Origin of the sequence: Nocardioides sp. NPDC059952 (genome assembly GCF_042730435.1) — a bacterium.
Classification (GTDB): domain Bacteria; phylum Actinomycetota; class Actinomycetes; order Propionibacteriales; family Nocardioidaceae; genus Nocardioides.
Genome location: NZ_JBHWLY010000044.1, coordinates 1 through 16,458, shown reverse-complemented (window position 1 = coordinate 16,458; position 16,458 = coordinate 1). Strand labels below are relative to the sequence as shown.

Below are 16,458 nucleotides of genomic sequence, written 5' to 3'. Positions count from 1 at the left end.
GGCGCGTTCTAACGCGCCGACTCGGTGCTTCTTCGCGTACGAACGAGCCGACTCGGCTGGGTCGGGGTGCTCAGCCCTGCGGGTCGAGCTCGCCGCCGACGACCTCGAGCACCCGGGCACGTACGTTGGCCGCGGCCTCTGGGTCGCGGGCCGCCACGGCGGCGACGAGCGCGTTGCCGAGGATGAGCTGCGGGATCCGGATGATCGAGTCGAGCTCTTGGCGGAACCCGGCGCGACCGCCCTGCGGGGTGACCAGCTCGACCTCGGCGAGCTTGGTCAGCTGGGTGCCGGTGAAGGAGGTCAGCGCGATGACGGCCGCTCCCCCGGCGACGGCGGCCTGGGCGACCTGGATGCTCGGCGCGGTGGCGCCGGTGCCGCTGACGACGACGCAGACATCGCCCGGCTGGAGCAGACGGGCCCGGATGAGCTGGTCGAGGTGGTCGTCCGGCGCGACGGTGTTCAACCCTTGGGAGCCCAGTCTCATCGCGATGTCCTTGGCTACGGGCGAGGAGACCCCGGTGCCGACGACCAGGATCGAGCGGGCCTCGGCGAGCAGCTCCACGGCCCGGCTGACCTGCTCCTCGGAGAGGAGCCCGACCATGTCGGAGGCGGAGTCGGCGATGTCGGCGAAGAAGGAGCGCACCACCATCAGCGGGCTGCCTCCTTCGGTCGTCTCGGTCTTGGCCGTGCCCAGGTCGCGCGCCAGCAGCACCTTGAGGTGCGGGAAGCCGCGGAACCCGAGTCTCTGCGCGGCTCTGACCACGGTCGCGGTCGAGACGGAAGCCTCGGCGGCGATCTCGGCGGTGGTCGCCTCGATGGCCCACTCCGAACGGGTCAGCACGACCTCGGCGACCGCGCGCTCGGAAGGGTTGAGCCGCGGCATCGCGGCCCTGATGGCTGGGAGAACCGGCGCGCTGGTCATGCCGCCACCGCAGTGGCTTCGGCGCCGTGCAGGATCCGGTGACGCAGCGCTGCGGACAGCTGGTCTACCAGGATCGTCACGATGATGATCACAACTAGCATGATTCCACCCCACTCCCATTCCCGGCCCCGAAGGACACGGTTTAATAACGCACCAATTCCGCCGGCGCTCACGACTCCGAGGATCGCGCTTGCCCTGATGTTCACTTCGAAGCGGTAGAGCCAGAACGCGACGGTCTCCGGCATCATCTGCGGGATGACGGCCGTGCGGATCCGCTGCCACCAGGTCGCGCCGGCCGCCGCGACGGCTTCGACGGGGCCGGGGTCGACCGCCTCGATGTTCTCCAGCGTCAGCTTGCCGAGCGAGCCGATCGAGTGGATGCCGATCGCCATCGCTCCGGCCATCGGGTTGAGCCCGAACAGCGGCAGCATCACGATCACCGCGAGCAGGATCTCCGGGACCGCGCGGATGGCGTTGAAGAAGAGTCGCACCGGCACGCGCAGGACCATCGGCGCGGTGGTGGAGGCGGCCAGGAACGCCAGCGGGAACGAGAACAGCGCGCCCACACAGGTGCCGATCCAGGCGAGCGCCACCGACTCCCCCATCAGCTTCAGCGCCTGCAGCCACCAGTCCCCATAGGTGAGATCCGGGTCGGACTGGCCCTCGGGATGCGCTCCCGGCCAGGCGAGCACGCCGTCGAGCATCTGGCCGGCGTACTGCAGGATCTCGCCGGGGAACTGCGGCAGCCGCTGCCACTTGGCATCGTCCAGCGACCATCCGGCCACCAGCACGATGCCGATCAGCGCCAGCCCGGCCACGGTATAGGGCCACTTCGGCGGCGACTTCGGCCGTATGGTCGCGGTCGCCGAGGTCATACCAGCCTCCGGCGCAGGAACTGGGAGAGCAGGTCGATCGCGATGACCACCACGAAGATGACGATCACGACCGCCGCCAGCCGGGCATAGTCGGCCCGGTTGAAGTAGAGCATGATCAGCTGCCCGACCCCGCCGGCCCCGACCGCGCCCAGCACCACGGAGGCGCGGATGTTGAGCTCGAAGACATAGAGGACGTACGAGGCGTAGTTGGGCAGCACGGCAGGCACGATCGCCACCCGGGCACGCTGCCAGCGGGTCGCCCCGGCGGCGTCGAGCGCCTCCAGGGGCCCGGGATCGACGGCGTCGATGCTCTCCGCGGTGAGCTTGGCGACGATGCCGATGTTGAAGATGGTCAGCGCCAGGATCCCCGGGAGCGGGCCGGTGACGACGGCGACGAAGACCAGCGCGTAGGCCATGTCGGGCAGCGACCGGATCATCGACATCACCGACTTGGTGACCCGGAAGACCGCGGGCGGCGCACTGACCTCGGAGCCCAGCAGAGCCACGCCGAGGGCGATCAGAGAGCCGACGAAGGTCGCGATGACCGCGATGGCCGCGGTCTCCTTCAGCGCGATCCACAGCCGCGAGGACGGGTCGGTGATCTCGGCCCACTCGGGGTGCACGACCTCCTCGAGGATCATCGTCAGCATCGGCCACTGCTCGATGACGGGCGCGAGCGAGAAGTCGATCGCCCAACCGGCCACCACGGTCACCGCGACTGCGCCGAGAATGCCCCCGATGAGCAGCGGGCTCGGCGGCGGCTGCGCAGGACGTACCTGCTTCGGCGAGCCGCCTGGCCGGTCGAGTGTGGCCTGACTCATGCAGAGACGTCCTCGGCGGTCAGCGAGCGGCCGTAGATCTTCTCGAAGACGGCGTCGTCGGCCTCGGCGGCGGTGCCGTCGAAGACCACCTCACCCGCGCGCATGCCGATGATCCGGTCGGCGTAGCGCCGCGCCAGATCGAGGAAGTGCAGGTTGACCACAGTGGTGATACCGAGATCGCGGTTGATCCGTTGCAGGTCACGCATCACCAGGTTGGCCGTGGGCGGATCCAGGGAGGCGACCGGCTCGTCGGCGAGCACCACCGACGGCTGCTGCGCCAGCGCACGGGCGATCGCGACCCGTTGCTGCTGACCGCCGGAGAGCTGGGAGGCGCGTACCCACGCCTTCTCGACGATGCCGACGCGCTCCAGCGCCTCGAAGGCGATCTCCTTGTCGGCCCGGGTGTGCACGCCGAACGCCGACCGCAGCGGCGACTGGGCGTGCAGCCGGCCGGTGAGCACGTTGCCCATCACCGAGCGGCGGGTCACCAGGTTGAACCCCTGGAAGATCATCCCGATCTCGGCGCGCAGCCGCCGCAGCCGACGCCCGCGCGCCGTGGCCACCTCGGTCCCGCCCACCGACAGCGATCCCGAGGTGACCGGCACCAGGCCGTTGATCGTGCGGATGAGCGTCGACTTCCCGGCCCCGGAGAGCCCGACGACCACGACGAACTCCCCCGCCGGGATGGTCAGGGAGACCTTGTCCAGGCCGCGGGTGCCGTTCGGGTAGACGACCGAGACGTCGTCGAAGACGATGCTCACCCGCCGAAGTTCTCCTCCACGGCCTTCGCCTTCTTCAGCGCCTCGGCGTCGACCGGTGTCAGGCCTTCGATGTCGTAGACCGCCGCCAACGTCTTGAGCCCCTTGGGGTCCTTCGCCATCGCGGTGAACGCGTCGGTGACCTTCGTACGCAGCTCCTTGGAGAGACCACCGGCGACGACGATGCCGTCGTTGGGGATCTCGGCGGAGTAGGCGAACACGACCACGTCGGAGGCGACCTTGGGCTCGTCGGCCGCGACCTCCTCGCGGGCGTCGTCGAAGCTCACCCCGACCGGGTAGTCGCCGCGCGCCACGGCCAGGACCGCGGCGTCGTGGTCGCCGGCGAACTGGGCGTCGAGGTCGACCAGCGCGTCGCCACCGGTCACCTGACCCCACTGCGTGGCCGGGTAGTAATAGCCGGCGGCCGACCCCTGGTCGACGAAGGCGATGGAGGTGCCGGGCTTGATCTTGGCGATCGCCTCCTCGCCGGCGGGACCGGTCTCGGCGGCGTCGGTGCCGTTGCAGTACTTCAAGCCCTCGACCACCTTCACCTCGTCGGCGCAGTAGGTCTCGGGGTCATTGGTGAACCACTGGGTGTGGTAGGTCCCGGAGCCGAAGCGCACCGACTGCAGGACCGGCACCGCACGGGCCTGGTCCTCGGCCTGGACCATGCCGATCGGGCCGAGCATCGCGACCTGGGCCTGGTCGGCCTTCATCGCCACGATCGCGGCGGCATAGCTCTCGGTCACCTCAGCGCGTACGGGGATCCCGATCTTGTCGCTGAGGAACGACTCCAGGCCCTTCGCGCTCTCCGTGATCGAGTCGACGTCGCCGGAGGGCACCAACGACAGCACGATCTCCTCGGGGTCCTCCGCGGGCGCAGTGCTGTCCTCGCCGCAGGCGGCGAGCGAGAGGGCGAGCGATGCGGCGGCACCGACCGCCAGCAACCGGGGGGTTCTCAACATTGGACAGACTCCTTGAGGGGGTGAGCTGCTATGAAGGATGACGGGTCATTCGACCAGTCCGAGGCCGCGGGGTACAGGTCCACGAACGATCCTGCACGAACATGGGCCGGTCCCTGCCTGCGGTCGAAGGCGTCAACGTATGCAGCAACACAACCACGCTCGACGGCGGGGGCAAGGTCATTGCGCCAGATGTCGCCCACCGACATCAAACGTTCAGGTGCCGCGGCCGCCCCCGCGGCGCCGAGAAGGGCGTCGAGGTGCTGGATCATCCGCGTCGGCTTGAGCGCGTCGGCGAGCACCTCGTCGACCACGTCGCGTACGCCGAGGTGCTCCAGGATCGCGTCCAGGCCGCTGCCGCCGGGCGAGTTGGTCAGGACCACCCGGTGCGCGTCGATCCCGCCGAGCAGATCGACCAGTCCCTCCGGCGTGCGGATGTCACCCGGGTGCTCGCTGATCGCCGCCCGGCTCGAGACGTACGCGGCGCTCAACTGCTCCTCGGAGGCCCCGGCGGTCAGGCCCATGATCTTGACCGCCTCGTAGCCGTCCTGAGCCCCTGTGAGCGTCTGGGGGGCGGTCTCGGGAAGCCTCTGCCCCAAGAAGGCCTCAGTGGCCTCCAGGAGCGCCTCAGGGGCCGCCGTGAAGGCGGCCACCCTCTCGGCGTACAGGAGCACAGGCGTGTCTCCGAGACACACCGTGCCGTCCAGGTCGAGAACCAGCACCGGCCGAGGCAAAACGAGCCCACCTTCCAGAGCGCGGGGCCGTCGGGGGTCGGCGTCGCGCAACGCGATTACGTGTTCTTCGGAACGTAGGTAATGCGGCTTCTGAGGGCAAGCGCGAACCGCTCGATGTCACACGTTATTTACTGCAGTGCAGAATAACGACTCACACCGGTCGATCAGACTCACGCCGGGGCGACGGCGTGCCGCGATCAGGCGAGGGCAGACCCCGCCCGGTACTCGTCGTAGGAGGTGTTCCAGTCGCCCCAGCCGTTGCTGAAGGTCATCTCCCGGTTGGTGCCGACAGTCTCGACGACGTCACCACGGCGGGTCATGTCGTAGAGGAACTTGGCGTTCTCGTCGCTCATCCCGGTGCAGCCGTGGGAGACGTTGGCATTGCCCTGCTGCGGGACCGACCACGGCGCGCCGTGGATGAACTCTCCGGAGAACGTCAGCCGCATGGCCCACTTCACGCCCTCCATGTTGTAGTACTCCCGGTCGCCCTGGTTGATCCCGATGGTCTCGGAGTTCATGGTCTTACGCTTGAACTTCTCGATGATCACCTTCACGCCGCTGCGGGTGATGAACCCTTCCTTGCCGGTCGTGATCGGGATGGTCCTGATCTTCTGCCCGTTCTTGATGACTTCCATCTGGTGGGTCTGCGCGTTGGCCCGGTAGATGTGCGCGTCACCGGTCTTGAACGTGATCTCACGGTCCTTCTGACCGAAGATCCCGCCACCGGCAGGAACCGAGTTGATGTTGAGCTTCACGTTGATCGTGGAGTTGGCCTGCCAGTATTCGCGCGGGCGGTAGTGCACTTCCTTGTCGCTGACCCAGTACCAGGACCCCTCCTGCTTCGGGGTCGACTCGACGATCATCTTCTTCTCGAAGGCGGCCTTGTTCTTCACCGGCAGGTCGTACGTCACGATGATCGGCATCCCCACACCGACCGTCTCGCCGTCGAGCGGCGCGATCGACGGGAAGGTCTGGCGGTCCAGGCCGAGATCCTCGGTCGAGAACTTGATCTCGCTCGTCTGCTCCAGCCCGTCGTCACCGGTGGCGGTGACCGCCAGGATGTAGGAGGCGGTCGGCTCGAGCACCTCCCCCGCGCTCCAGCTGAGCCCGTCCTCGGTCATCGTGCCCCGCACCTTGGTGCCCTTGGCACCGGTCAGCATGACCTCGTCGAGACGCCCCTTGGCCACATCGACCTTGACGACCTTGTCCACCGCGACGCCGGTGGCGTCGTTCTCGATGTTGGGCGTGATCTGCACCGTCGGCTCGGCCGGCTTCTTGGGCTCCTTCGAGGCCGAGTCCGCCCCGCACGCGGCCAGCACCGGCGCGAGGGCCGCTGCTGCCGTGGTCAACAGCACCCGGCGGCGGGCGAGCAGGGACGAACGGTGAAACGGTGACTGCGTTGACACGGTGAGGCTGCTCCAGACCTGATTCATTTTACCTCCGCGCCCCGAACCGGGGCGTGGGCGCGATAACCCTACCGGGCATCACCAAGAGCTGCCCAAGAATGCGAACAGGGCCCGATCCGGGTTGGATCGGGCCCCGCTGGCGTTCATCTGCTCAGTGCTTGAACTCGCCTCGGTAGTACTCGAAGTTCCAGCCGGCGGTGGCCAGCATGCCGAGCACGGCGGCGATGATGACCAGCCACCAGGCGGCCATCGCGACGGCGAGAACGACCAGGCCGAAGGTGAGCGCGGCCCACAGCGGCCACCAGGAGAACGGCGGGAAGAAGCCGTACTCCCCGGCGCCCTCGGCGATTTCGCCGTCCTCGCGGTCCTCGGGACGCGGGTCCATCTTGATGGCGTGGAAGCCGAGGTAGATGGTGATCATCGTGAACAGCAGCGTGCACATCACCAGCGCCGAGGTGCCGGTCCAGTCGCCGCCCTCCTCGGAGGCCGCGGTGATGAACCAGTAGGCCGGCGTGACCAGCACCATGAACACGGTGCAGACCACGAAGATCCAGGCTTCAGACTTCATCGGGGTCAGCCTTCCTTGTTGGAGCTGGTGGAGGCGAGGTCGTCCTCATCGTTCTCCAGCGCGGCGATCTCCGGGTGGTGGAGGTCGAAGGCCGGGGACTCCGAACGGATCCTCGGGATGGAGACGAAGTTGTGGCGCGGCGCCGGGCAGGCGGTGGCCCACTCCAGCGAACGGCCCCAACCCCAGGGGTCATCCACCTCGACCTTGGGAGCGTTGCGGGAGACGTAGAGGTTGTAGAAGAAGGGCAGCATCGACAGGCTCAGCAGGAACGCGCCCACCGTCGAGAACTGGTTCAGGAAGGTGAACCCGTCGCTGGGCAGGTAGTCGGCGATGCGTCGCTGCATACCCTCGACACCGAGCCAGTGCTGGACCAGGAAGGTCGCGTGGAAGCCGACGAACAGCAGCCAGAAGTGGACCTTGCCGAGGCGCTCGTCGAGCATCCGGCCGGTCATCTTCGGCCACCAGAAGTAGAAGCCGGCGAACATCGCGAACACGACGGTCCCGAAGACCACGTAGTGGAAGTGCGCGACCACGAAGTAGGAGTCGGAGACCTGGAAGTCGAGCGGCGGGCTCGCCAGGATGATGCCGGTCAGACCACCGAAGAGGAAGGTCGTCAGGAAGCCGATCGACCAGAGCATCGGGGTGTCGAAACTGACCGATCCGCCCCACATCGTGCCGATCCAGTTGAAGAACTTCACGCCTGTCGGCACCGCGATCAGGAAGGTCATGCCGGAGAAGAACGGCAGGTTGACCGCGCCGGTGACGAACATGTGGTGCGCCCACACCGCCACCGAGAGGATCGCGATGCCGAGGGTCGCGGCGACCAGGCCGATGTAGCCGAAGATCGGCTTGCGGCTGAAGACCGGGAGGATCTCGGAGATGATGCCGAAGAACGGCAGCGCGATGATGTAGACCTCGGGGTGACCGAAGAACCAGAACAGGTGCTGCCACAGGATCGGGCCACCATGGGCGGCGTCGAAGACGTGGGAACCGAACTGGCGGTCGGACTCGAGCATCAGCAGCGCGGCGGCCAGGATCGGGAACGCGATCAGCGCGAGCAGCGCGGTGATCAGGGTGTTCCAGGTGAAGATCGGCATCCGGAACATGGTCATGCCCGGCGCCCGCATGCAGATGATCGTGGTGATGAAGTTGACCGAGCCGAGGATGGTGCCCAGACCGGCCATGTAGAGGCCCATGATCCACAGGTCGCCGCCGACGCCCGGCGAGTACTGCGCGCTGGAGAGCGGCGTGTAGGCGAACCAGCCGAAGTCGGCCGCGCCGGTCGGGGTGAAGAAGCCGCTGGCCGCGATCAGACCACCGAAGAGGTAGAGCCAGTAGCTGAACATGTTGAGTCGCGGGAAGGCGACGTCAGGAGCGCCGATCTGCAGCGGCATGATGACGTTGGAGAAACCGAAGAACAGCGGCGTCGCGAAGAGCAGCAGCATGATCGTGCCGTGCATCGTGAACAGCTGGTTGAACAGCTCGTCGTTGACGACCTGCTGTCCGGGGAACGCCAGCTCCGAACGCATCAGCAGCGCCATCAGGCCGCCGATCAGGAACCAGACGAACGACGTGACCAGGTACATCTTGCCGATCAGCTTGTGATCGGTGGTGGTCAGCAGCTGGTAGATCTGCTTGCCGAGCGGCTTGCGGCCGCCTGCGACCGGGGGTGCAGCGGTGGCGGTCACTCGCCCTCCTCCTCGTTGTGAGCGGCGACGTCGTCGGCGGGGCGGGTGGACTTGCCACCACCGAGCAGCGGGCGATCGGCCTCGAAGCCGTTCTGCGCCAGCGTGTCGACGTAGGACTTGTAGTCGCTCTCGGAGAGGATCGCGACCTTGAAGATCATCCGGGCGTGGTAGACGCCGCAGAGCTCGTAGCAGGCGCCACGGAAGGTGGTGCCATCGATGAGGTCCTCCGCGTTGGCGTCGAAGGTGGCCGTGGCCTCCTTCGTGGTGATCGAGTAGTGGTTCACCCGACCCGGGACGACGTCCATCTTCATGCCGAACTCCGGAACGCCGAAGTTGTGGATGACGTCGGCCGAACGCAGGTTGAACCGCGTGGTGGTCTTCTCCGGGAGGACCAGCGTCGGGATGTGCGAGCCGGTGCCCACGACGTAGCCGTAGCTGTCGTAGGCGAACTCGTCGTCGACGAGGTTGTCATCGGCAGCGAGGTCGGGCTCACCGATGCCGTGGTTGAAGGTCCACTGCCACTGCTGGCCGGTCACCTCGATCACGTTGGTCGGGTTGCCGTTGTCCAGCATCTCGTTCTGGACCTTGACGGTGTGGTCGAAGAACACGATCACCATCAGGACCGGGGCGATCGTGTAGAAGATCTCCAACGGCAGGTTGTAACGCGTCTGGACCGGGACGTCGGCGTCACTGCGGCGCCGGTAGCGCCAGATCGCCCAGAAGATGAGCCCCCAGGTCAGGACACCCGTGATCAACGCGGCGATCCACGCGCCCTGCCACAGGGCGAGGTTGTGCTCCCCCTGCTCAGAACGTGGCTCGGGGAAGCCGAAGCGCGCCGCCTCGTCCGAACAGCCACTCAGCAGGAGGGCGCCGGCCGTCAGCGTCGCCACCAGCGCACCACGTCGGGCGCGGGCGTGGGACGGAGTCGATCCGGCCCCTGGCAAGTGCAGACCCACTACGAGCCTCTCTCTCATGCGAACACTCAGATGTCGGCAGACTACCGCGAGCGACTCCGGATTCATCTTCAGGGGTTCCTCATGTCGCGTATGGCTACCGTTGGGTTCTGTGACCGACCGCTTCACCTACCTCGACGCCGCCTCGGCCGAACCGCTCCATCCCGCCGCACGAGAAGTGCTGCTCGCCGCGGCAGAGCAGGGGTACGCCGACCCTCGCCGCCTCCACCGGCCGGCCCGTAGCGCCGGGCTTCTGCTCTCGAACGCCCGCGAGGTCGTCGCCGAGGCACTGGGGGTACGTCGCGATGAGGTGCTTTTCACATCGTCGGGCACCTCCGCCGTGCACGCGGGCCTGCTGGGGCTCGGATCACGTGGCATCGGTCACAGTGCCGTCGAGCACCAGGCGGTCATCGACGCCGCACGTTGGTCGCAGCGCTCCCCCGTCACGGAGCTGACCGTCGACGGCGAGGCACGAGTCGAGGTGGACGCGGTGCGGGAGGCGGTGCAGACCGGAGACGTCGATGTGGTCGCCGTCCAGCAGGCCAACCACGAGGTCGGCACGCTCCAGCCCCTCGACGAGGTCGCCTCCGCCGCCGGCCCGGCGTCCCTCTTCGTCGACGCCGGCGCGGCCATGGGACGGCTGCCGCTGCCCTCGGTCGGGGACGCGATCGCCGGCTCCGCCCGCAAGTGGGGCGGCCCCGGTGGCGTCGGAGTGCTGGTCGTGCGCCGATCCGCCCGGTGGTGCTGGCCGTTCCCGGGCGATGAGTGGTCGCGTACGGATCAGGGGTTCACGAACATCCCCGGGGCGCTGGCGGCCGCGGCAGCGCTCCAGGCGGTCGTCGCCGAGCGCGAGGAGGTCAACGCCCGCCAGCACGAGCTCGTCGCGCTGGTGAGGGAACGGGTCAGGGCCGAGATCCCCGACGTGGACGTCGCCGGCCCTGCCGAGGACCGGCTCCCCCACCTGGTGACGTTCTCGGCGCTGTACGTCGACGGCGAGGCGTTGGTGACCGCGCTGGACCGCATCGGCGCCGGTGTCGCCAGCGGCTCGGCCTGCACGTCCGATACCCGCGAACCTTCTCGCGTTCTTGCTGCCATGGGAGCGCTGACACACGGTAACGTTCGGCTGTCGCTGACCCGCGACACGACGCGAGAGGATGTGGAGCGCGTGCTCGACGCACTGCCCGGGATCGTGAAGGACCTGCGCGCCGAGGCCGGGCTATGAGCGCGCCCATCGTCACCCTCGACTGCCGCGGCCAAGCCTGCCCGCGACCGATCATCGAGCTCGGCCGCCACCTCGGCGACGTCGAGGTCGGCGAGGTCATCGCCGTCGCGGCCGACGACGTGGCAGCCCATCACGACGTACCCGCCTGGGCCCGCATGCGCGGGCAGGAGTTCGTCGGCGAGGTGGAAGCAGAAGACGGCGTACCCGTCTATCGGATACGCCGTCTGAGCTGAACGGATCAGTTCTTGATGTGCGGTGCGATCTGGTCGGCGGCGGTATCGCCGTAGGACTCACGGACCCGGGCCACGAACTCCTCGGCGGTGAAGGAGTACTCCTGCGGGCCGACGGTCTCGACGCAGTAGGCGGCCAGGACGCAGCCGACCTCGGCGGCCTGCTCCAGCTCGCAGTCCCAGGCCAGCGCGGCCAGGAATCCGGCCCGGAAGGCGTCGCCGACCCCGGTGGGCTCGACCGCGTCGACGTTCTTCGCGGCCGGCAGCTCGATCGAGTCCCCATCCTTGCGCTGGATGCGTACGCCGTCCTTGCCCAGGGTGGTGACCTGGGTGCCGACGCGGGCCAGGACCTCGTCGGCGGACCAGCCGGTCTTCTGCTGGAGGACGTGGGACTCGTACTCGTTGGTGAACAGGTAGGCGGCGCCGTCGACGAGCTCGCGGATGAGCTCACCGTCGCCGAACGCGAGCTGCTGGCTCGGGTCGGAGATGAAGGTGTAGCCGCGCTGACGCGCCTCCTGGGTGTGACGCTTCATCGCGTCGGGATCGTCCGGCGCGATCAGCACGAACGACGGCTCGCCGACCTTGTCCGCGATCGGGCCGAGCTCGATCTCGCGCGCCTCGGCCATCGCGCCCGGGTAGAAGCTCGCGAACTGCGCCATCGCGGTGTCGGTGGTGCACACGAACCGGGCGGTGTGCAGCGTCTCGGAGACGTGCAGGTGGTCGCAGTTGACGCCGTGACGCTCGAGCCAGGAACGGTAGTCGGCGAAGTCCTCGCCGACCGCGCCCACGAGCACCGGCGCCAGACCGAGGTTGGCCAGGCCGAAGGAGATGTTGGCGCCGACGCCACCGCGGCGGATCTCGAGGTCGTTGACCAGGAAGCTCACCGAGAGCTTGTCGAGCTGGTCGGCGACCAGCGAATCGGCGAACTTTCCACCGAAGCTCATCAGGTGGTCAGTGGCGATGGAGCCTGCGATCAGGAGTGAACCGGACATGCGCGGAACCCTACCGGCGAGACCTCGGGCGATGTTAAGGCTCGGCCGTGGACGGGAGATGAAATATTACCGTTGAGTCCGCCTTCTGCTACCCGTTGGTAGTGCTTACCGTCGTTTGCATGACCGACATCCGCGTTCCGTACGACGACCTCGACAGCCCAGCGCAGCTCTGCGCCGACTGTGCCGCCGCCGACAGCGCGCTGCGCCTGCCCGCGCCACGGGTGCGCGATACGGCCCGCCCGGCTCCGGCCGTGCGGATGCAGGCCCGGGAGCCGGGTCACACCGCCATGCTCGAGGCCTGCGGCCATGTCGCCGACGACCTCGCCCTGACCTGATCGGTCTCGGCCCCGCAACGAGGGGCCACCAAATACCAGCAGCCCCTGCCTACCGGGCAGGGGCTGCTGACGTGCTGAGACTCAGTGGAACGAGTCACCACAGGCGCAGGAGCCGGTGGCGTTGGGGTTGTCGATGGTGAACCCCTGCTTCTCGATGCTGTCCACGAAGTCGATCATGGCGCCGTTGAGGTAGGGGACGCTCATCCGGTCGACGACGACGGAGACGCCGTCGAAGTCGGTGACGACGTCACCATCGAGGGTGCGCTCGTCGAAGAAGAGCTGGTAGCGCAGGCCGGAGCAGCCACCGGGCTGCACGGAGATGCGCAGGCTCAGGTCGTCGCGACCCTCCTGCTCCAGGAGGCTCTTCACCTTCCCGGCGGCGACGTCGCTCAGGTTGATGGAGTCGGCGCGGCGTTCGGTCGTCTGCTCGGTCATGTAGCTGGGCTCCCTGTGCGTGGGTGCGGGTGTGTCTCAAGGTCAATCGTCGCACATCCTCGGTTATTCCCGATGGTCGACGGACCAGGTCCTGGCCACCCTGGCCGCGACCTGGACCAGGGAGTCGTACGCCTGGCCGAGCGCCTGGTCCTCGCCGACGCTGTCGACCAGGGAGTAGGCGGCGTCGATGCCGAGCGTACGCATCTCCCGCCCGCTCATGCTGACCTTGCCTGCCAGCACGATGCAGGGGCGCAGCGCGTCGACCGCGGCCTTCGCCACGCCGATCGGGACCTTGCCGGCGGTGCTGGACGGGTCGAAGGAGCCTTCGCCGGTGATCACCAGGTCGGCGCGTGCTGCCTGCTCACGCAGTCCGTTGGACCCGGCGACGACGTCGAACCCGGATCGCCGAGTGCCGCCGAGAAGCAGCAGCGCGAACCCCATCCCACCCGCGGCACCGGCGCCCTTCTCGGTCGCGATCGCACGGGAGGTCGCGGCGGCGAAGTCCTGGAGCACTCCGTCCCAACGCGGCATCTCCTCCTCGGCGAGACCCTTCTGGGCCCCAAACACCTTGATCGCACCAAAGAGCCCGGTCAGCGGGTTGTCGACGTCTGACGCGATCACGATCTCCGCTGGTGGACGACGATCATGAAGGGTGACGGACGTGACCCCCTCGATCCCAGCGACTCCTTGGTCGAGCGGCCGATCAGCGGTTGCCCCGAGCGCCGCCAGCAGCCCTGCTCCCCCATCGCTAGTCGCCGAACCGCCGAGCCCGACCACGATCTTTGACACTCCAGCCTCGCACGCGCAAAAGATCAGGTCGCCAACGCCGGCAGAGCTCGCCCGCGCGGCCATGGCGGCGTCAGTGCCGTCGGCCAGGTGGAGCCCGGCCGCCTCGGCACACTCGATGTAGGCCGTGTCATCGACAAGCAGCCACCGCGCAATGACCATCTCCTCCAACGGGCCGCGCACGTATGATGTTGCGATCTCTCCCCCGAGCGTCTCGTAGAGAACGTCGATAAACCCGGGCCCGCCGTCGGACATCGGCGCCAGAACGACTTCATCCCCGGGCGCCGTACGCCGCCAGCCCTCCGCGATCGCGGCAGCCGCCTGGGAGGCGGTGAGGGTGCCTGCGTACTTGTCGGGGGCGATCAGCACTCGCATGGCCGAAACCTACCCGCGCACGGAAGCATCGGACGTTCCACCTGAGGTTCTCGGTGTCGCAAACATTCCGCATGCGTCGCGTTAAGGTCGTTTCGTGCGGATCTTCGGGCGGCGCGGGGCCAGCGACTCAGAGACCAGGCGGATCAACGGCTTCTGGAGCTGGTGGGCCCAGAAGGGCGCTCTGGCCTGCGGCGCGGCGCTCGACGCCGACGACCAGAAGGCTCTCGTCGCACTGCTGGCCAGGCGGATCGACGCGATCGAGGCGGGCCTGAGCTGGGAGGTCGGGCCCGGGCCGTTGGGCGGCCGACTGCTGGTCGTCTCCGCGGGCGGCAACCCGGACCATCGTGCGCTGGCCCGCCGCTGGCTGCTCGCCGCCCCCGAGCCCGACGACGTCTCGGCCTGGGAGTTCAGCGACCAGCGCCCGCCCGTCGACGATCCGGTCGAGGCGGTGCTCACCACCCCTGGCGGCGACGCGATCCGGCTGGCCGACGTGCTGGTCGCTGCCCGGCAGAACGGCGCCCACTTCGACCTCACCCTCTTCCACCCGGCCTTTCCCGACCTCACCGACGACGCTCGCCTCCAGGTCGCCTTCCACGCCCTCGACACGGCGCTGGGCGAGTCCAGCACGGAGCTGTGGATCGGCGAGGTCGAGACGACCGCCGCCCGCCCCCGCGACGGCTTCGGCCTCGACGGGCTGCGCGTCGCCGTAGGCAACCTCCGCACGGAGTACGTCGACCCCGACGGCAACCCGGCCTGGGTGCTGCTCCACGCGGAGAGCCCGCAGGGACCGGTGATCGCGAGCGCGGTCGTGCCCCTGCACCCGGTCACCGCACCCAACCTGACCCATCATGTCGGCGTGATGGTCCCCTATGTCGGCTTCGCCGAGCGGGGTCTCCCCTCCCCCGACGCTCTGCTCGAGCTCGACCAGCTCGAGGACCGGCTCGCCTCGACCCTCGGCCCCGACGGCCGTGTCGTGGCGCACGAGACCACCAACGGCGTACGCCTTCTGCACGCCTACGTCGACCCCACCACCTCAGCCCCGCAACGACTCGAGGAGACGGTCGACGGCTGGGTCCACGGCGACGTCGTCACCCGGGTCGACACCGACCCTGCCTGGGAGGCCGTCCGGCCCCTGCGCGCCTGAGATACGTTCACCGGCCATGGAGATCCGGCCGATGGACCCCGAGGACGTGCCGCTGGCTCAGCAGCTCAGCGACGACGCCTTCTACGAGGCCGCGGTCCAGTCGCGCCGGGCCTCGGACCCACCCGCGCAGCGGCGTTCCGAGGCCCGGGTGGCGAGCTGGATCGCTCGGACCACGAAGTTCCTGGCCACCGACGCGGAGGGCTGCTTCGTGGCGTACGACTCCGAAGGGCTGGCCGGTTTCGCCGCCTCGATCCGGCGCGACGACGTCCTGTGGATCCTGTCCACCTTCGCCGTCCGCCCCGGGCTCCAAGGCCTCGGGCTCGGCAAGCGGCTGCTGGATGCTGCGATGACGTACGGCTCCGGGTGCCCGCGCTGGATGCTGTCGGCCAGCGACGACCCCAAGGCGCTGCGGCGCTATCGGCTGGCCGGCTTCGACCTCCATCCCCAGCTCATGCTCCACGGAACCATCGACCGCTCGCTGCTGGTTGCCGTCGACGGCGTCCGCGAAGGAACCGCATCCGACCTCGATCTCGTCGACGACATCGACCGCAAGGTCCGCGGCGCCGGTCACGGGCGCGATCATGCGGCGCTCAGCGCCGCGGGAACCCTTGTCGTCGACACCGCCGGGCGAGGGTACGCCTACACCGAGCTCAGCGGTCCCATCCTGCTCGCCGCGCTCGACGAGTCGACGGCTATCCGGCTGATGTGGGAGTGCCTCGCTCGCACCACTGGCCCGGCCACGGTGGGCCATGTCACCGGCGCCAACCAGTGGGCCGTCGACGTCGGCCTGGCTGCCCGGCTGGCGATCGGCGCCGAGGGTCTTCTGGGCGTACGCGGCATGGCTCCGCCGTCGCTCTACCTGCATCATGGGGCGCTTCTCTAGAACGACACCTTGCCTGATCAAGTTGCCAATCGTCGTAGCCGCTAGGTTCCCGAGAGTCTCGCCGAATCGGCGTATCTGTCTCGTCGACAAGACCGCCTGCGCCGCTGGTCGAGCCGCGAGCGCCAGCGAGCGTGTCGAGACCAACACGGTCGCTTCCGGTGTCTGGTCTGCTCCCGGCAAGGTTGCCGCGATCCCCTGATGGACATCGGTTGGAGACTGGTTCTCGGGGGACCGTGGGCCGCCGACCCTTCCGGGAGGGTGTTCTCGATCTGGTCCGGCGTCAAGGACGCCCTGCGGGCGCCGGCTTCGCCGGCCGCCTTCGGCGGTCCTGGACTCCGGGCCAGATCGAGAAAAGAAGCGTCTATGTTT

The 16,458-nt window shown here is 68.4% G+C and carries 18 protein-coding genes; 5 read left to right on the top strand and 13 right to left on the bottom strand.

All coding sequences use genetic code 11. From position 1 onward, the window contains the following. Positions 1–70: 70 nt before the first annotated feature. The 10 genes from ACFV9G_RS19330 to ACFV9G_RS19285 all read right to left on the bottom strand — a co-directional run bounded on the left by ACFV9G_RS19330 (position 71) and on the right by ACFV9G_RS19285 (position 9,624). A complete protein-coding gene (locus ACFV9G_RS19330; protein WP_378729137.1) occupies positions 71–922 on the bottom strand; it encodes a MurR/RpiR family transcriptional regulator in 852 nt (283 codons plus the stop codon). Then, complete coding sequence (phnE, locus tag ACFV9G_RS19325) at positions 919–1,797, bottom strand: phosphonate ABC transporter, permease protein PhnE (protein ID WP_378729136.1); 879 nt, start codon at positions 1,795–1,797, stop codon at positions 919–921. Before phnE (ACFV9G_RS19325) ends, ACFV9G_RS19330 begins: the two co-directional genes overlap by 4 nt. Continuing rightward, complete coding sequence (gene phnE / locus ACFV9G_RS19320; RefSeq protein WP_378729135.1) at positions 1,794–2,618, bottom strand: phosphonate ABC transporter, permease protein PhnE; 825 nt, start codon at positions 2,616–2,618, stop codon at positions 1,794–1,796. Before phnE (ACFV9G_RS19320) ends, phnE (ACFV9G_RS19325) begins: the two co-directional genes overlap by 4 nt. Continuing rightward, positions 2,615–3,379, bottom strand: a complete 765-nt coding sequence (gene phnC / locus ACFV9G_RS19315) for a phosphonate ABC transporter ATP-binding protein (protein WP_378729134.1) — start codon at positions 3,377–3,379, stop codon at positions 2,615–2,617. Before phnC ends, phnE (ACFV9G_RS19320) begins: the two co-directional genes overlap by 4 nt. Continuing rightward, entirely contained in the window at positions 3,376–4,341 is a 966-nt protein-coding gene (phnD, locus tag ACFV9G_RS19310; RefSeq protein WP_378729133.1) for a phosphate/phosphite/phosphonate ABC transporter substrate-binding protein, read from the bottom strand. The genes phnC and phnD overlap by 4 nt, the downstream gene beginning before the upstream one ends. Beyond that, the gene (locus ACFV9G_RS19305) at positions 4,335–5,060 is read right to left on the bottom strand and encodes an HAD family hydrolase (RefSeq protein WP_378729132.1); all 726 of its coding nucleotides are present in this window, start codon (positions 5,058–5,060) and stop codon (positions 4,335–4,337) included. The genes phnD and ACFV9G_RS19305 overlap by 7 nt, the downstream gene beginning before the upstream one ends. A 209-nt stretch (positions 5,061–5,269) precedes the next feature. Continuing rightward, positions 5,270–6,478: an Ig-like domain-containing protein gene (locus ACFV9G_RS19300; RefSeq protein ID WP_378729131.1), complete on the bottom strand. Its 1,209-nt coding sequence runs from the start codon at positions 6,476–6,478 to the stop codon at positions 5,270–5,272. Positions 6,479–6,629: 151 nt separating this feature from the next. Further along, on the bottom strand, positions 6,630–7,046 hold the full coding sequence (locus tag ACFV9G_RS19295; protein ID WP_378729130.1) for a cytochrome c oxidase subunit 4: 417 nt from the start codon (positions 7,044–7,046) through the stop codon (positions 6,630–6,632). A 5-nt stretch (positions 7,047–7,051) separates the two neighbouring features. Beyond that, positions 7,052–8,734 carry a cytochrome c oxidase subunit I gene (gene ctaD / locus ACFV9G_RS19290; RefSeq protein ID WP_378729129.1) on the bottom strand — a complete coding sequence of 561 codons (1,683 nt, stop codon included), beginning with the start codon at positions 8,732–8,734 and terminating at the stop codon, positions 7,052–7,054. Beyond that, positions 8,731–9,624, bottom strand: coding sequence for a cytochrome c oxidase subunit II (locus ACFV9G_RS19285; protein WP_378729128.1), 894 nt, complete (start codon positions 9,622–9,624; stop codon positions 8,731–8,733). The genes ctaD and ACFV9G_RS19285 overlap by 4 nt, the downstream gene beginning before the upstream one ends. A gap of 175 nt (positions 9,625–9,799) precedes the next feature. On the opposite strand from ACFV9G_RS19285, the gene ACFV9G_RS19280 reads away from it, so the two are divergent. Beyond that, the gene (locus ACFV9G_RS19280) at positions 9,800–10,909 is read left to right on the top strand and encodes a cysteine desulfurase family protein (protein WP_378729127.1); all 1,110 of its coding nucleotides are present in this window, start codon (positions 9,800–9,802) and stop codon (positions 10,907–10,909) included. Then, the gene (locus tag ACFV9G_RS19275) at positions 10,906–11,142 is read left to right on the top strand and encodes a sulfurtransferase TusA family protein (RefSeq protein WP_091049914.1); all 237 of its coding nucleotides are present in this window, start codon (positions 10,906–10,908) and stop codon (positions 11,140–11,142) included. The genes ACFV9G_RS19280 and ACFV9G_RS19275 overlap by 4 nt, the downstream gene beginning before the upstream one ends. 5 nt (positions 11,143–11,147) lie before the next feature. Here ACFV9G_RS19275 and ACFV9G_RS19270 read toward each other — a convergent pair whose 3' ends face one another. Beyond that, the gene (locus ACFV9G_RS19270) at positions 11,148–12,131 is read right to left on the bottom strand and encodes a carbohydrate kinase family protein (RefSeq protein WP_378729125.1); all 984 of its coding nucleotides are present in this window, start codon (positions 12,129–12,131) and stop codon (positions 11,148–11,150) included. 119 nt (positions 12,132–12,250) lie between these two features. Here ACFV9G_RS19270 and ACFV9G_RS19265 point away from each other — a divergent pair, with 119 nt between their 5' ends. Then, a complete protein-coding gene (locus ACFV9G_RS19265; protein ID WP_378729124.1) occupies positions 12,251–12,466 on the top strand; it encodes a hypothetical protein in 216 nt (71 codons plus the stop codon). A gap of 81 nt (positions 12,467–12,547) precedes the next feature. Here ACFV9G_RS19265 and erpA read toward each other — a convergent pair whose 3' ends face one another. After that, complete coding sequence (erpA, locus tag ACFV9G_RS19260) at positions 12,548–12,901, bottom strand: iron-sulfur cluster insertion protein ErpA (RefSeq protein WP_091049906.1); 354 nt, start codon at positions 12,899–12,901, stop codon at positions 12,548–12,550. A gap of 63 nt (positions 12,902–12,964) precedes the next feature. After that, positions 12,965–14,062 carry a glycerate kinase gene (locus ACFV9G_RS19255; protein WP_378729123.1) on the bottom strand — a complete coding sequence of 366 codons (1,098 nt, stop codon included), beginning with the start codon at positions 14,060–14,062 and terminating at the stop codon, positions 12,965–12,967. A gap of 94 nt (positions 14,063–14,156) precedes the next feature. Between ACFV9G_RS19255 and ACFV9G_RS19250 the strand changes: the two genes are divergently transcribed. Beyond that, positions 14,157–15,206: a DUF695 domain-containing protein gene (locus ACFV9G_RS19250; RefSeq protein ID WP_378729122.1), complete on the top strand. Its 1,050-nt coding sequence runs from the start codon at positions 14,157–14,159 to the stop codon at positions 15,204–15,206. Between the two features lie 16 nt (positions 15,207–15,222). Further along, positions 15,223–16,089 carry a GNAT family N-acetyltransferase gene (locus ACFV9G_RS19245; RefSeq protein WP_378729121.1) on the top strand — a complete coding sequence of 289 codons (867 nt, stop codon included), beginning with the start codon at positions 15,223–15,225 and terminating at the stop codon, positions 16,087–16,089. The last annotated feature ends 369 nt before the right edge of the window (positions 16,090–16,458 follow it).

Coding starts and splice junctions, on each gene's coding strand:
- ACFV9G_RS19330 (WP_378729137.1), bottom strand. CDS start 922: ATGACCAGCGCGCCGGTTCTCCCAGCCATCAGGGCCGCGATGCCGCGG.
- phnE (WP_378729136.1), bottom strand. CDS start 1,797: ATGACCTCGGCGACCGCGACCATACGGCCGAAGTCGCCGCCGAAGTGG.
- phnE (WP_378729135.1), bottom strand. CDS start 2,618: ATGAGTCAGGCCACACTCGACCGGCCAGGCGGCTCGCCGAAGCAGGTA.
- phnD (WP_378729133.1), bottom strand. CDS start 4,341: ATGTTGAGAACCCCCCGGTTGCTGGCGGTCGGTGCCGCCGCATCGCTC.
- ACFV9G_RS19295 (WP_378729130.1), bottom strand. CDS start 7,046: ATGAAGTCTGAAGCCTGGATCTTCGTGGTCTGCACCGTGTTCATGGTG.
- ACFV9G_RS19275 (WP_091049914.1), top strand. CDS start 10,906: ATGAGCGCGCCCATCGTCACCCTCGACTGCCGCGGCCAAGCCTGCCCG.
- ACFV9G_RS19270 (WP_378729125.1), bottom strand. CDS start 12,131: ATGTCCGGTTCACTCCTGATCGCAGGCTCCATCGCCACTGACCACCTG.
- ACFV9G_RS19265 (WP_378729124.1), top strand. CDS start 12,251: ATGACCGACATCCGCGTTCCGTACGACGACCTCGACAGCCCAGCGCAG.
- erpA (WP_091049906.1), bottom strand. CDS start 12,901: ATGACCGAGCAGACGACCGAACGCCGCGCCGACTCCATCAACCTGAGC.
- ACFV9G_RS19255 (WP_378729123.1), bottom strand. CDS start 14,062: ATGCGAGTGCTGATCGCCCCCGACAAGTACGCAGGCACCCTCACCGCC.
- ACFV9G_RS19245 (WP_378729121.1), top strand. CDS start 15,223: ATGGAGATCCGGCCGATGGACCCCGAGGACGTGCCGCTGGCTCAGCAG.